This window comes from Clostridium sp. KNHs216, from assembly GCF_006714885.1.
In the GTDB taxonomy this organism is placed as follows: domain Bacteria; phylum Bacillota; class Clostridia; order Oscillospirales; family Acutalibacteraceae; genus Caproiciproducens.
The window spans coordinates 2,773,584-2,786,974 of the sequence record NZ_VFMF01000001.1 but is presented as its reverse complement, the minus strand read 5'-3'; the positions used below and the strand labels follow the sequence as shown (position 1 = coordinate 2,786,974).

General features: G+C 53.1%; 14 protein-coding genes and 3 tRNA genes. 11 read left to right on the top strand and 6 right to left on the bottom strand.

The annotated features are described in order from the left end of the window. The first annotated feature begins 2 nt into the window (after positions 1 to 2). Both LY85_RS13440 and LY85_RS13435 read left to right on the top strand, forming a co-directional pair. Entirely contained in the window at positions 3 to 899 is an 897-nt protein-coding gene (locus LY85_RS13440) for an AraC family transcriptional regulator (RefSeq protein ID WP_185741219.1), read from the top strand. A gap of 78 nt (positions 900 to 977) precedes the next feature. Then, entirely contained in the window at positions 978 to 1,850 is an 873-nt protein-coding gene (locus LY85_RS13435) for an exo-alpha-sialidase (RefSeq protein ID WP_141827049.1), read from the top strand. 289 nt (positions 1,851 to 2,139) lie between these two features. Here the strand turns inward: LY85_RS13435 and LY85_RS13430 are convergent. The 4 genes from LY85_RS13430 to LY85_RS13415 form a co-directional block, all read right to left on the bottom strand. Then, positions 2,140 to 2,225: transfer RNA gene (locus LY85_RS13430), tRNA-Tyr, on the bottom strand. 34 nt (positions 2,226 to 2,259) lie between these two features. Continuing rightward, positions 2,260 to 2,335 (bottom strand) — tRNA-Thr (locus LY85_RS13425). A gap of 154 nt (positions 2,336 to 2,489) precedes the next feature. After that, a tRNA-Pro gene (locus tag LY85_RS13420) sits at positions 2,490 to 2,566 on the bottom strand. Positions 2,567 to 2,818: 252 nt separating this feature from the next. Continuing rightward, a complete protein-coding gene (locus LY85_RS13415; RefSeq protein ID WP_038321954.1) occupies positions 2,819 to 3,535 on the bottom strand; it encodes a GntR family transcriptional regulator in 717 nt (238 codons plus the stop codon). Between the two features lie 231 nt (positions 3,536 to 3,766). Here LY85_RS13415 and agaB point away from each other — a divergent pair, with 231 nt between their 5' ends. The 7 genes from agaB (at position 3,767) to LY85_RS13380 (ending at position 9,601) form a co-directional block, all read left to right on the top strand. After that, positions 3,767 to 4,246 (top strand): PTS galactosamine transporter subunit IIB, encoded by a 480-nt coding sequence (agaB, locus tag LY85_RS13410; RefSeq protein ID WP_038321955.1) that lies wholly within the window; start codon positions 3,767 to 3,769, stop codon positions 4,244 to 4,246. 95 nt (positions 4,247 to 4,341) lie between these two features. Then, complete coding sequence (gene agaC / locus LY85_RS13405) at positions 4,342 to 5,145, top strand: PTS galactosamine transporter subunit IIC (protein ID WP_038321956.1); 804 nt, start codon at positions 4,342 to 4,344, stop codon at positions 5,143 to 5,145. Continuing rightward, on the top strand, positions 5,132 to 5,950 hold the full coding sequence (agaD, locus tag LY85_RS13400) for a PTS galactosamine transporter subunit IID (RefSeq protein ID WP_038321957.1): 819 nt from the start codon (positions 5,132 to 5,134) through the stop codon (positions 5,948 to 5,950). Before agaC ends, agaD begins: the two co-directional genes overlap by 14 nt. Positions 5,951 to 6,080: 130 nt before the next feature. Next, on the top strand, positions 6,081 to 6,866 hold the full coding sequence (locus LY85_RS13395) for a glucosamine-6-phosphate deaminase (RefSeq protein ID WP_141827048.1): 786 nt from the start codon (positions 6,081 to 6,083) through the stop codon (positions 6,864 to 6,866). Between the two features lie 134 nt (positions 6,867 to 7,000). Continuing rightward, positions 7,001 to 7,426: a PTS sugar transporter subunit IIA gene (locus LY85_RS13390; protein WP_038321958.1), complete on the top strand. Its 426-nt coding sequence runs from the start codon at positions 7,001 to 7,003 to the stop codon at positions 7,424 to 7,426. A 40-nt stretch (positions 7,427 to 7,466) separates the two neighbouring features. Then, the gene (gene ptsP, locus LY85_RS13385) at positions 7,467 to 9,191 is read left to right on the top strand and encodes a phosphoenolpyruvate--protein phosphotransferase (RefSeq protein ID WP_243122562.1); all 1,725 of its coding nucleotides are present in this window, start codon (positions 7,467 to 7,469) and stop codon (positions 9,189 to 9,191) included. A 140-nt stretch (positions 9,192 to 9,331) separates the two neighbouring features. Continuing rightward, positions 9,332 to 9,601 carry an HPr family phosphocarrier protein gene (locus LY85_RS13380; protein WP_038321960.1) on the top strand — a complete coding sequence of 90 codons (270 nt, stop codon included), beginning with the start codon at positions 9,332 to 9,334 and terminating at the stop codon, positions 9,599 to 9,601. A gap of 6 nt (positions 9,602 to 9,607) precedes the next feature. Here LY85_RS13380 and pfkB read toward each other — a convergent pair whose 3' ends face one another. Together pfkB and LY85_RS13370 are read right to left on the bottom strand one after the other, a co-directional pair. Next, positions 9,608 to 10,537: a 1-phosphofructokinase gene (gene pfkB / locus LY85_RS13375; RefSeq protein ID WP_141827047.1), complete on the bottom strand. Its 930-nt coding sequence runs from the start codon at positions 10,535 to 10,537 to the stop codon at positions 9,608 to 9,610. A 19-nt stretch (positions 10,538 to 10,556) separates the two neighbouring features. Then, a complete protein-coding gene (locus LY85_RS13370; protein ID WP_185741218.1) occupies positions 10,557 to 11,273 on the bottom strand; it encodes a GntR family transcriptional regulator in 717 nt (238 codons plus the stop codon). A 99-nt stretch (positions 11,274 to 11,372) separates the two neighbouring features. On the opposite strand from LY85_RS13370, the gene LY85_RS13365 reads away from it, so the two are divergent. Further along, a complete protein-coding gene (locus LY85_RS13365) occupies positions 11,373 to 12,341 on the top strand; it encodes a BadF/BadG/BcrA/BcrD ATPase family protein (RefSeq protein WP_141827045.1) in 969 nt (322 codons plus the stop codon). A 5-nt stretch (positions 12,342 to 12,346) separates the two neighbouring features. Continuing rightward, the gene (locus LY85_RS13360; RefSeq protein ID WP_141827044.1) at positions 12,347 to 13,387 is read left to right on the top strand and encodes an SIS domain-containing protein; all 1,041 of its coding nucleotides are present in this window, start codon (positions 12,347 to 12,349) and stop codon (positions 13,385 to 13,387) included. The last annotated feature ends 4 nt before the right edge of the window (positions 13,388 to 13,391 follow it).

Genomic DNA, 13,391 nt, shown 5'->3' with positions numbered 1-13,391 from the left:
CCATGAAAAAATTAATCCTTCGGAAAAACCTCTCCGAGGAGTCGCCGCACGGGGATTACGGGTTCCCGTTTTTCCTCAGCCACGAGATTCTCTCCGAATATGAGCACGCAAGCTTTGAGGTCCACTGGCACCCCGATCTGGAATTTACCGTTGTTCTGGAAGGGGCGATGGAATATCAGGCAAACGATACTGTCTACATTCTTACGGAGGGCTGCGGGATGTTTGTCAACGCAAACGTCCTGCACACCGCAAAATCGTACGAAGGGCAGGACTGCTCGTATCTGGTCATTACATTTAACCCCGTGCTGGTCTTCGGGCATGAAAACAGCACGATTGAAAACGCCTATGTGCTGCCGGTCATCCAGTCGCAGAACTGCCCCTCCCTCTACCTGAGTCAGGAGGTTCCCCCGCAGAGGCGGATGATGCAGCTCATCAGGGAAATCAACCGGGCGTACACGGAAAACGGCCTTTACCGGGAACTGCAGATCAAGGGCAGGCTGTGCGAGCTGTGGACTCTGCTTTTCCGGGAGCTGCAGGGCGTGCTTGCTGAAAAGGACAGCGCCGGTTCCAAAGATATCCTTTATTTAAAGCAGGCGTTAAACTATATTCACAGCCATTACTCTGAAAGGCTCACGCTGGAAGGGCTGGCCGCCTCCTGCAACATCAGCAAAAGCGGATACTGCCGTTTTTTCAAAAAGACCATGCGCCAGACCCCTTTTGAATACCTTTTGAAATACCGGATTGAAAAAAGCATTCCGCTCCTTTTGAGCGGGGAGTATAACGTCACCGAAATCTCCGAAAAGGTCGGCTTCTCCGGCGCGAGCTACTATTCGGAAAATTTTAGAAAATACATGAACTGTTCCCCGACGGAATACCGGAAAATGCACGCATCTTCATAAAAGCCACGCATTGGCAGCCCGTTCATAGCTTACTATCAGCGGACGCGAATATCCAAAATAAGAAGGAAGGAAAATTGAATGGATATGGTTAAAAAGCCGCAGGGTCTCAGCGGCCTTATCACTGTGTTTATCATCATCGGCATCGCGGGGGTATTTCTTACCTACAGGGCGGGAGGTCAAAACACGCAGCAGACAATTGACAACATTGCCCTTTTGCAGGCGAACAGCACCTATATGCTGAAAGACGGAAAATTCGTCATTCGGGACGGTAAGGGAGCGACCTGCACCGTACCGCTTGAAGCCGGCACGGGCGATTCGGCTTCCTACTTCAGCGATAAGGCGGTCTACATATCCGACGAAGTTACCGCCGTTGCGTATGGCGGAACCGAAGCGGACAGCAGCGTAAAGATCCTTGTCAGCGACGACAAGGGAAAGACCTGGAGCAGCACCCGGGTGGCGGAAGCCGGGGCGGATCATGCCGGAACCAAATTTCTCGGATTTCTTTCGAAAAAGGACGGATGGCTGGTCACCGCGGGCGATGTCGCGTCGGGGTCCCAGAAAAACCGCGTTTTTCTGACGGCGGACGGAGGAAAAATCTGGTCTGAAATCGGCAATACAAGCGAAGCTTACCCGCATGTTGTGACCGGAGCGGGCTTCGCAAGTCCAACCACGGGCTTTCTGTCCTTCCGCTATGACAGCGATGCGGACCCGGTCGTGTACCGAACGCAGGACAAGGGGAAAACCTGGGCGAAATGCGCCGTCGGGCTGCCGCCGGAGCTGAAAAACGTCAATTCCTATCCTACGGCTCTGTCCCCTGTTTTTCACGGCGCGTCCGGCGTTTTGCCCGTTGCTATGACGGACAATGATACCGGAGCGCAAACACAGATTCGTTATATCACGGATGATTCCGGCAAAACATGGACGTTTGACAAAAAGAGTCTCCCTCAATAAATGTGAGCGCCTCAACATAAAAAACGGCCTCACTCCGTTTGAAATCCGAAGTAAGGCCGCTAAAGCCGTGTTATTCTACGACAGGGTTTTTATTTCTTTCTCTGTTCAACGGGGCACAGTCCAAAACTTTTGTTTTGCGGCGGTCCCTTCTTTGCAGAACAAAGCTTGGGTCGCGGCACCGGGCTGGTTCTATCATCAATCGACAATCGAAGCGTCCCGCAGATAAAAGCGGGCTTTACAGCTACGGACAGTAAAAAAACAGGCAAGCCTTAAAGGCTTGCCTGTTTTCTGGTGGGAGAGGATGGATTCGGACCATCGAAGCTATAAAGCAACAGATTTACAGTCTGCCCCCTTTGGCCACTCGGGAACTCTCCCATATTCTATTGATAAGTTTGCACTTATTTGCAATTGGAGCTGGCAGACGGACTTGAACCCCCGACCTGCTGATTACAAATCAGCTGCTCTACCAACTGAGCTACGCCAGCATTTTCAGCACTCGACTAATATATCATTTTACGGTTTATTTGTCAAGCAATTCGATGAAATTTCTGTCTCTCCCGGCTGTATCGCCAGATTCCGCCAATGAACCACTTACGACGAAAAAATGGCGCCCAACTCCACGAGCTGGGTCCCATTTTTTGGTCGAGGTGACAGGGTTCGAACCTGCGGCATCTTGGTCCCAAACCAAGCACTCTACCAAGCTGAGTTACACCTCGTCGCTGACGATATGCACGATGAAATTCCCTGCACCGTGCGGCTAAAAGCTTTCACTATCAATGGCAGTCAACCTGCGCCCGCGTCATCGGGCAGCCCTATTATTATATGTAATATGCGGGTCATTGTCAAGTGAATTTATAAAATTAGCAGTTTTTTGGCAGACTATAACCGGGCGGTTTTCCATTTCAATTTCCGCCTGTCCGCCGGCTTCACGCGCAGCAAAGCCGGCCGCGACCGCCGAAAAACGAAAGTCACTTCCGGTTATTCAGTTCAATTTTAAAAACGTATTTGTCCCCCCGCACCACAGAGGAAGTATATTCCACCAGACCGTCACCCTCGTAGCTAAAGCGCTCCAGCAGGATACAGGGGATTCTGGGGGAGATCTTCAGCAGCTCGCACTGTTCGGAGTCCGGAAGAATGGGAATAAAGGTTTCGGTCGCCCGGTCCACCTTCAGCCCATACTTGGCGCTGAGGTAATCATAAAGAGACCGGCTTTCCACCGCGTCCACATCGATATGCACGAACCGGTTTTTCGGCAGATAGGTGGTTTCAATGACCAGCGGATAGTCGCGGGCAGAGCAAAGCCGCACCAGCTTGTGGTAAGCTTCCCTTCTCTCCGCCCTGAGCTTCAGGGCAAGGCTTCGGCTGAGGGTGATCGTTTCATAGCTTAAAACATGGCTGTGAAAGGAGATATTCTTGTTTTTCAGGTCATCGGTAAAGGTATAAAACTGGGAGAGGTTTTGCTCAAATACCTTCGGCTTTACAAAAGTACCGATGCCATGGATGGTATAGACCATTTGCTCCTCTTCCAGTAAAGCCAGCGCCTGCCTTACGGTCGACCGGCTGACTTTATACATCTGGCACATGTCGCGCTCCGATGGAAGCAGGCCGTTTTCGGGGTATTCGTGGCTGTTGATGTACTGCAGGATATGGTCGTGCAGTTCCTGATACAATGGCAGATTCGGCATTGCATATACTCCTTTCCCGTCTTTTCGACAGCAAATAAACCATCGTCAATTTAAACAAAAACCATGCTATTATTCTATCATAAAAAAACCTATTGTACTAGTGGTATCGATCGAAATTCGGAACCTGTTTTTGAACTGGTTGAAAAAAAGTCATAATTATTGTATTTCTGTTCATGATATGTTAAAACTTATCTAACAAATCTGAAACAATTGAACGAGGGGTGATTTTAAGTGGGAAATCCAAACATACTCTTGACGAGAATCGACAACCGCCTGGTCCACGGCCAAGTGGGGGTCACCTGGACGGCGACGCTGGGTGCAAATCTGCTTTTAGTCGCGGATGACGACGTGGCTCACGATGAAATACAGCAGCAGCTTATGGCAATGACTGCTGAATCTTCCAGTGCGGGAATCCGTTTCTTTACTTTGCAAAAGACCATCGACATCATCGGCAAAGCAGCTCCAAGCCAGAAAATCTTCATTATCTGCAGGACTCCGGCGGCTGTGCGTACTCTGCTGGAAGGCGGCGTGCCCATTAAGGAAGTCAACGTGGGAAACATGCATTTTACCAGCGGCAAGCGTCAGCTGAGCAAAAAAGTCTATGTCAATGACAAGGACATGGAGGATTTGCAGGCGATTCAGGCGATGAATGTAGATCTCTATATTCAGGATGTCCCGGGGGACATCAAAGAGCACATACCCAAAAAATAATCCATTGGAGAGGAAAGGGGGAACATCACCGGCATTATCGGCAGCTTTTACCGTATGGCGAAACTTCTGGAACAAAAATAAAGGGGGAAAAACTAATGGCAATTACTTTAGCTCAAGGCATTGCGCTCGCTATTATGGCAATTATAGTCGGCGTTGACTTCTGGCTTGAGGCTTTGTTTATTTTCCGGCCAATCATCGTCTGTACTCTGACGGGTATCATTTTAGGCAACGTTCCGCTGGGCCTTATGGCGGGCGGACTGACGGAGCTGGCTTTCGCGGGTCTTACGCCCGCCGGCGGCACACAGCCGCCGAACCCTGTTCTGGCCGGCGTTATGACCACGGTCATCGCCTACACCACGGGAAAGGATCCTGCAACGGCGATCGGCCTTGCCCTTCCGTTCAGCTTCCTGATGCAGTATATCATTCTGTTCTACTACTCCAGCTTCTCTCTGTTTATGAAGAGAGCCGACAAATACGCGGAAGAAGCGGACGGCAAGAGCCTTGCCCGCCTGAACATTCTCACAACGGGAATCGTAGCCGTTACCTACGGCATTGTTGTCTTCCTCTGCGCCTATGTCGCACAGGACGCGATGCAGGCTCTGGTAAAGGCGATGCCCGAATGGCTGACCCACGGCTTTGAGATCGCTGGCGGTATCCTTCCGGCAGTCGGATTTGGTATGCTGCTGAAGGTCATGCTGAAGGGCGAATTCGTTCCATACCTTATTTTAGGCTTTGTCATCGCAAGCTTTATTCCTTTTTCCAATCTGCTGCCGGTCGCCGTCGTCGGCATGGCCATGGCGCTGATTGTGTTTAACAATGAAAGAAACAACAGAAAAACCGCGGTTGCAACCGGTGTTGCATCTGAAGGAGAAGGAGATGACGGCAATGAAGGAATCTGAGAAGAACACGGCTCCTGAGAAAGTATTAACCAGAAAAGACATCACCAGACTCGGCTGGCGCTCTTCCCTGCTGCAGGCCAGCTTCAACTATGAAAGAATGCAGAGCGGCGGCTTTTTGCTGGCGCAGATGGAATGTCTGAAGAAAATCTACAAGAACGACAAGCAGGGCCTGTCCGAAGCAATGACGGATAACCTTGAGTTCATCAACACACACCCGAACCTTGTCGGCTTCCTGATGGGCCTGTTGATTTCCCTGGAAGAAGCGAAGGAAAACAGAGGCACCATCAAAGGCTTGAAGGTCGCTCTGTTCGCACCGCTTGCCGGTATCGGCGACGCGATCTTCTGGTTCACCCTTCTGCCCATCATCGCCGGTATTACCGCTTCCATGGCAATGAGCGGAAGCATCGTCGGCCCGCTGCTGTTTTTCGCGGTTTACCTGACCATCTTTATTCTCCGTCTTGCGTGGACCCATGCAGGCTACAATCTCGGTCTGAAAGCGGTGGATACGCTACGGGAATACTCGGGAATTATTTCAAAGGCTGCCACAATTCTTGGCGTAACAGTAATCGGCGGACTGATTGCATCCTATGTGCATATTTCTCTGCTGCCGGAAATTGTGGTAAATGCGTCAAAAACCGTTTCAATTCAGAAAGATTTTCTTGATAAGATCTTCCCAAACATACTGCCCTTCGCCTATACCCTGCTGATGTTTTTCTTCCTGAGGAAGAAGAAAATGAGCCCGGTCGTGCTGATTGCGGTTACTTTCGGTCTTGCGATTCTTCTTTCCTTCCTGGGTATCCTTTAATTTCTAAAAGTGTCGGGGGTACAGTTCTCTGTACCCCATTTCACTATCATGGTTTGTCGAAGCTGTTACCGGAGCCGCCCGACCCCCGCTCACGGACAGAGCCAATGACTTCCTATCGGAGGATTCAGCAATGAATTTACAGGAAAACAGGGAAGGGATCCCTTCCCTTCATCATGAAAACACGGGAGCCCCTCCAAAAACAATCATTTGCGACGACTTTGAGGCGATGTCGCAGCGCTGCGCGGACTTTCTTTGTGAGGCCGTAAAAACGAAGCCGGATTTACTGCTGTGCCTGGCCGCGGGAAACACCGCGATCCGCACCTATCAGATTCTGAAGGAGCGCGCGGATTCCGGCGAAGCGGACTTCAGCAAGGCGGAGTTTGTGGAACTGGACGAATGGCTGGATTTGGAAGACGAATCGGAAAACTGCACTTCATTTATGTTCCGAAATTTTTACGGACCGCTTCATATTGAAAAGTCGAAGATTCGTTTATTTGATATTCACGCGAAAGACATGGAAGAAGAATGTAAAAAAATCGATCGGTTTATTTTTGAACGCAGCGGAATTGATTTTATGCTTTTGGGATTGGGAATGAACGGCCATCTGGCTCTGAACGAGCCGGGGTCTTCCTTTGAGAGCTATGCCAAAGTCGTCACCCTCGACCCCGTCACCCAAAAGGTAGGACAGAAATATTTTTCAAAGCCTGTTCCGCTGTCCAGAGGGGTTACTCTGGGAATCCGCCACATTCTGGACGCAAAGCAGGTCGTTCTGCAGGCGGGCGGAAAAGCCAAGGCGGAGATCGTAAAAAAGGTTTGCCTGACCAAACCCACGCCCATGCTGCCGGGCACGGTCCTGCAGCTTACGAAAAACGGGGTCGTGGTTCTGGACCGGGACGCCGCTTCGGAAATCCTGTAGGCGGACTTTCCTTACATTAGAAGAAACCAGGCAGTTTTCAGAAATCCCACAGCAGCCCCGTTCCAATCGGGAACGCCGCGCCGTACGAAGCTGCCTGCAGTATAGATTGCTTATAAAAGGAGTAATATAGAACGATGATCGGAGTATTGATAACCGGACACGGCAGCTTTGCCACCGGAATGATGAGCGCGTCCAGGCTGATTGTTGGACCGAGGGAAAAATATCTGGGCGTGGATTTTGTGGAATCGGACAATGTCGACACGCTCTCCGATAAGCTCAGACAGGCGATGAAAGCGCTCGGCGATCAGATTCTGGTTCTGGTGGACCTGGCCGGCGGATCTCCCTTCAAAACCGCCGTTACCCTCAAAAGCGAATTCCCGGACAAAGAAATTGAAGTCATTTCCGGTCTGAATATGCCCATGCTGACTTCCGTCCTGCTGGAAGAGAAAGAAACGATGGAAGAATACGTTCAGGGCGCAATGGAAATGGGTGCAATCGGCATCAGGCAGTTCAAAAAGAAACCAAAGCTGCAGCAAATCCCTGCGGAAGACGGGATATAGCCGAACCTTTCCGGCATGTTTTTAAGGAGGCACAAACCATATGATTTATCACGGCAATCCCGTTTCAAGAGGAATTGCGGCAGGTCCCGTTTTTCTTTACCAGCCCTTTACCGCCGCCGTCAGCGAAGCGCCGCTAGAAGAAGGCGCGGCTGCAGAGGCGTTAAACAAATATGAGTCCGCACGGAAAAACGCGGAAACGGAGCTCAAAGCCATCCGTACCCGCCTGCAGACCGCCGACCCCGAAAAAGCGAAAATTTTTACCGCACATATCGATATTCTGTTTGACGAGGCCATGGACGGCGATATCCGCGAGCTGATCGAAAACGACCGTTACTCGCCGGACAGGGCGATCGACGAAGTCTTTGAAAAATACGCGCGGATCCTCGGAAAATCGCCCGACCCGCTCATCAAGGAGCGCGCGTCGGACATCCGGGATGTAAAAAACCGTCTGATCCGCGTCTGGAACGGCGTACCGGAGAAAAACCTGTCCTCTCTCCCCGCTCCCGCGGTCATCGTCGTTCACGACCTGCTGCCTTCCGACACGGCTACCCTGGACCGGAAAAACGTGCTGGCCATTGTCACGGAGATCGGCGGAAGCACGTCCCATTCGGCCATTATTGCCAGAAGCTACGGAATCCCCGCCATTCTGGGCGTGGAGAACGCGACGGAGCACTTTTCCCAGGGGGAGACTGTGATCGCCGACGCGCTGACCGGTCAGGTCATCAGCGAACCAACGGCGGAGCAGCTTTCCGACTGCGCCGAGAAGCGCCGCCGCTTTCTTGCACAGCAGGCGCAGATCAACGCGTATATGGATAAAGAAGCCGTCACTCCGGACGGAGTGCGGGTGGATATTGAACTGAATCTGGCCTCCATTAGCGGGCAGTCGCTGGAAGGGGCAAAATGCACCGACGGCGTCGGCCTGTTCCGCACGGAATTCCTGTACCTGGGCAGGGACAGCCTGCCCACCGAAGAAGAGCAGTTTGCAGTTTACCGCGAGGTTCTCACCAGCTTCGGCGACCGCCCCGTAACGCTGCGCACGCTGGATGTCGGCGGCGACAAAAAACTCGACTGTCTGAACCTTCCGCATGAGGAAAACCCGTTTCTGGGCAACCGCGCCCTGCGGCTCTGCTTTGACAGGCCCGATATTTTCCGCACGCAGCTGCGCGCCGCCTTCCGCGCTTCCGTTTACGGCAACCTGTGGATCATGTTCCCCATGGTCGCCAGCATGGACGACATCCGCCGTGCCAAACAGGCCGTTTCCGAAGTAAAAGAGGAACTGACCAGCGAAGGAATCGCGTTTTCCCCCGACGTAAAGCTGGGGATTATGATTGAAATCCCCTCTATTGCGCTTCTGGCGGATTTTGCGGCGAAAGAAGTCGACTTTGCCAGTGTCGGAACCAACGACCTGTGCCAGTACACCATGGCTGTCGACCGGTTGAACCCCGCCGTCAGCCAGTATTATCAGAGCTATAATCCGGCTCTTTTCCGCCTGATCCACACCGCCGCGAAAAGCTTCCTTGAAAACGGCAAGGCCATCTGCGTCTGCGGCGAGCTGGGAGGCGACCGTCTCGGCGCCGCGGTCCTGATGGGGCTGGGCGTCCGAAAGCTGAGCATGAGCATTTCCTCCGTCGCGCAGACCAGAAAGCTGGTCAACGAGCTGCCGATGAAAAAGGCTCAGGAAATCGCGGAAAAAGTGCTGGCTCTTTCCACCGCAAAAGAAGTGGAACAGTACCTGAACGACGCTTTGAAGGACATCCTTTCCTAGGCCTCGTCTGTAAAATCAAGAGCCTTGTCTTATTGATGAAAATCCGTCGGTTTTTCATTTACAAACAAGGCCTGAGCACTGTTCCCTGCTGTCACTGAAACAAAATATCAATTTTCGTTAGTAACAAGGAGGCATCCGCCATGTATTCCAAAAAAACAGCCATTAACAATCGGACCGGCCTGCACGCCCGCCCCGCTTCCGACTTTGTGAAGTGCGCTTCCCAATTCAAATCGAAGATCACGATCAAAAATCTGGAGGACGGCGAATCCGCAAGCGCGAAATCCATTATCCTGATTCTGGCGCTCAGCCTGAGCCAGGGTATGAAGGTCGAAATTACCGCGGAAGGCGAAGACGAAGTGAAAGCCGTCGATACCCTGGTCGCGCTGATCGATTCCAAATTCGGCGAATAATTCAGATTAAAGCCGGTTTACTACCGTGCCGGACAGAAGCCGCTTCAGGTCGTCCTCACGGAAGCAGCCGGTTTTTTCATGCAGCGCATTGGCCGAGGCGACGGACAGCGCAAAGCGGATGGTCTCTTCGAGAGGATCATTCCGCACCATTCCGACGGCAAAGCCCGCGACCATGCTGTCGCCGCAGCCCACGGTGTTGACCACCTCGATTTTGGGGCAAATCCCCTGAAAAACACCCTCGTCCGACACGACCAGCGCTCCGTCTCCGCCCAGGGAGATCACAACCAGCCCGATTCCTCCGTCATGGAGCTTTCGCGCCGCTTCAATCAGCTCTCCGCGCGAGGCGGCGGCGGTCCCCGTCAGCTGACGGATTTCGTCCGCATTGGGCTTGATCATCGTCGGTTTTGCCGCAATGCTCTCCCGGAGCGCGGCCCCGCTGGTGTCCAGAATCACGCGTTTCCCCGCGCTTTTCGCGGCCGCAATCAGTTTGCCGTAGTAATCGGCGGGGGTCCCGGCCGGAACACTGCCGGAAATCGTGATTACATCGCTTGTTTCCACGCATTGCAAATAGGTCCGGTAAAAATCTTCCAGCGCGCTTTCCGTAAGCTGCGCGCCGGGCTCCAGAAATTCCGTATGCTCGCCCTTAGATTCGTCCCTGACATTGATGCAGCAGCGGGTTTCGGCCCCGGAATCGGTAAAACAGCCCTCTATTCCGTCCTGCGCAAGCAGGGACTTGAAATATGCGCCGTGAAAGCCGCCGACAATGCCCGCGGCCACCACCTTTTCCCCCGCGAGGGAAGCGACTCTCGCCACATTGACGCCCTTGCCCCCGGCCGTTTTGATACAGCTTTTTACCCGGTTGACGCTTCCGGTACGGCAGGAATCCATTTTGTATAACTGATCGATCGCTGTGTTCAGTGTAACGGTAGTAATCATGCTATTCTCTCCTATTGCTTTATCGCAGAACGATATTGTATTTCAGCCGGTCGCCGCGGACGATGCTGTCGCAGTACTCCACAAGGACGCCGCCGGCGCTGGTAACGCGTTCCAGATGAAGCGCGGGCTGGTTTGCGGCCGTTTTCAGCGCTTCCGCCTGGCTTTTGTTCACCAGCACCGCTTCAAAGGATTCCTTTGCTGTATTCGGCGTAATCCCCGCTAAAAGATGCAGCGAATTGTACAAGCCCTTTTCAATGACAATGCCGCCGGTAAGATCCGGACAGATTTTGCAGGGGATGTACGATTTCTCCAATGCAAACGGCATATTGTCCGCACAGCGGAGCCGCTGTATGCAGAAAAGCTCTTCCTTTTCCGGAAGGCGGAGCGCTTCCGCCGCGACGGCATAGGCAAGCCTTTCAAAAGAAATCAGCTGATTGGTAATGGTATGACCGTGATTGGGCATATTATTGCCGAAGCTGTAAAAGGACGACAGCTCTTGCTCCACCTTCGGCTGAAGGATATAGGAGCCCTTTCCCTGCTTGCGGTAAATCAGGCCCTGCGTTTTCAGCCCCTCCAGCGCCAGCCTGACCGTCATGCGGCTGACCCCGTACTGCCGGCAAAGCTCGGACTCGGTGGGAAGCTTTTCCTCCGCCGGCCACACGCCGCTTTCAATATTGTTCTGAAAAATATTCTGAAGCTGGCGGTAAAGAGGAATCGCACTGCTTTCATCCAACATGTTCTCACATTCCTTTATTTCTCTATTTTGTATCTTGACAATCCCCTTCGATAATCTTATTATAATGTTATAACAAGTTTTTGTAAAGAGGGTGCATTCATGAAATATTATATCGGCGTCGACGGCGGCGGAACCAAAACCGCATTTTCCCTCTGCAGCGGGGACGGAGAACCGGTTGCGGAGCATCTTACCGCCGGCTCCTCCTACCTGATGTATGGAATTGACCTCGTTGTGGAAAGGATAAAGACAGGCGTGGACCAATGCCTTCAGAAGGCAAACGTTTCGCTCAGCGACGTGGCGGCCATCAGCATGGGGCTGCCGTGCGTAGGGGAAAACGCCGTGATGGACCCGCAGCTGAAGGAAAGAATTTACGCGTGCTTCCCCGGCGTGCAGATCTATGTGACAAACGATGTGGAGGTCGGCTGGGCCGGTTCGCTCGCGTGTGAAGAGGGAATCAACGTCGTGGCGGGAACGGGCTCCATCGCGTTCGGCGAGGACGGCAGCGGAAAAACCGCGCGTTCCGGCGGATGGGCGGAGTTTTTCTCCGACGAGGGCTCCTGCTACTGGACCGGAAGAAAGACGCTGGAGCTTTTCTCCAAGGAAGCTGACCACCGGCTGCCCAGAGGGCCGCTGTACGACATTATCCGCGAAGAATTCCGCCTTTCCGACGATTTCGAGCTGATCGACCTGATGGTAAAAGAGTATTTTCCGTACCGGGAAAGGGTGGCCGGCCTGCAGATTCTTCTGGAGAAAGCGGCCGTCAGGGGCGACCCGCAGGCAATCGAAGCCTACCGCGCCGCCGCCGCGGAGTTGGGCCTGATTGTCAAAGGCGTGCTGAACCAGCTGCATTTTGAGCCCGGGTTCCCCATTTCCTATTCCGGCGGGCTGTTCAAAGCCGGAGACCTGATCTTAAAGCCCTTCGGCGAGCAGATTCACGCGCTCGGCGGCCGATTGGTCAAACCGCAGCTTTCCCCGGTCATGGGAGCGGTGCTCCTGTGCTTCTTCAAGTTCAACCCGGCGGATTTCCCGTCGGTTGCCCAAAAAATAAAAAAACAGACAGTGAGGTAAAAAAGATGTATTTAACAGAACAGGAAATCATGGCGACCAAGGACGCTCTTGATAAAACCTATGCGCAGGTACTCAAGCAGGAAGACGAAATCCGGAATTTCTTCCGTGAAAACACACGGCGCAAATTCGTATTTCTCGGCTGCGGCTCCAGCTATATGCTGTCCAAGAGCAACGAGCGCCTGTTTGTGACCCGTCCGGACACCTCCGCCGTCGCGCTTGCGGGCGGCGATTACCTGGTCAATCCCGACACCTACCTTCACACCGTTGAAAACAGCATCGTACTGGTTCTGTCCCGTTCCGGCACGACCACGGAGATCGTCCGTGCGGTCGAGCACATGAAAAAGGCAGCCAATGTCAAAATCGTATCGATCACCATGAAGGAAAAGAGCGCCCTTGAGGAGCTTTCCGACTTGACCGTCGTGCTTCCGTGGGCTTACGACAACAGCGTCTGCCAGACCCGTTCCGTCACCAACCTGTACGCCGCCAGCCTGCTGATCGACGCGATCTGCTACGGTGACGAGGAACTGAAAGCCGCCGTTAAGACCGCGATCGACCAAAACAGGGACCACATGGAAAAATACCGCGCCGAGCTGGAAACCATAGGAAAGAAGGATTTCACCGACGTGATCGTCCTTGCCGACGGCGTGCTGTGCGGCCTTGCGGAGGAAGGCGCGCTCGCCTTTACCGAAATCTCGCTCATCAGCGGCAAATACTTCAATATGCTCGACTATCGTCACGGTCCCAAGGTGCTCAACGGCCCCAAGACGCTCACCATTTTTGCCGTACAGCCCAACGAAGGCGCCTATCAGCGCGACATGATCGACGACGTGAAAAAGCACAACGGCACCGTGGTCACCTTCGGTTCTGAACAGGACAATGTTTACGGCTCCGACCTTCATATCTCCATCAGCGGCATCAGCCGCTTTGAAGCATACGGCATTCCGTTCATCTACACCATGCAGATGATCGCCCTGACCAAGGCCCTTGCCGCCGGAGGAAACCCCGACGCACCGACCGGTCTGAACGCTTATATCACACTGAAATAACAGG

Coding starts and splice junctions, on each gene's coding strand:
- LY85_RS13440 (WP_185741219.1), top strand. CDS start 3: ATGAAAAAATTAATCCTTCGGAAAAACCTCTCCGAGGAGTCGCCGCAC.
- LY85_RS13435 (WP_141827049.1), top strand. CDS start 978: ATGGATATGGTTAAAAAGCCGCAGGGTCTCAGCGGCCTTATCACTGTG.
- LY85_RS13415 (WP_038321954.1), bottom strand. CDS start 3,535: ATGCCGAATCTGCCATTGTATCAGGAACTGCACGACCATATCCTGCAG.
- agaC (WP_038321956.1), top strand. CDS start 4,342: ATGGCAATTACTTTAGCTCAAGGCATTGCGCTCGCTATTATGGCAATT.
- agaD (WP_038321957.1), top strand. CDS start 5,132: ATGAAGGAATCTGAGAAGAACACGGCTCCTGAGAAAGTATTAACCAGA.
- LY85_RS13395 (WP_141827048.1), top strand. CDS start 6,081: ATGAATTTACAGGAAAACAGGGAAGGGATCCCTTCCCTTCATCATGAA.
- LY85_RS13390 (WP_038321958.1), top strand. CDS start 7,001: ATGATCGGAGTATTGATAACCGGACACGGCAGCTTTGCCACCGGAATG.
- ptsP (WP_243122562.1), top strand. CDS start 7,467: ATGATTTATCACGGCAATCCCGTTTCAAGAGGAATTGCGGCAGGTCCC.
- LY85_RS13380 (WP_038321960.1), top strand. CDS start 9,332: ATGTATTCCAAAAAAACAGCCATTAACAATCGGACCGGCCTGCACGCC.
- pfkB (WP_141827047.1), bottom strand. CDS start 10,537: ATGATTACTACCGTTACACTGAACACAGCGATCGATCAGTTATACAAA.
- LY85_RS13370 (WP_185741218.1), bottom strand. CDS start 11,273: ATGTTGGATGAAAGCAGTGCGATTCCTCTTTACCGCCAGCTTCAGAAT.
- LY85_RS13365 (WP_141827045.1), top strand. CDS start 11,373: ATGAAATATTATATCGGCGTCGACGGCGGCGGAACCAAAACCGCATTT.
- LY85_RS13360 (WP_141827044.1), top strand. CDS start 12,347: ATGTATTTAACAGAACAGGAAATCATGGCGACCAAGGACGCTCTTGAT.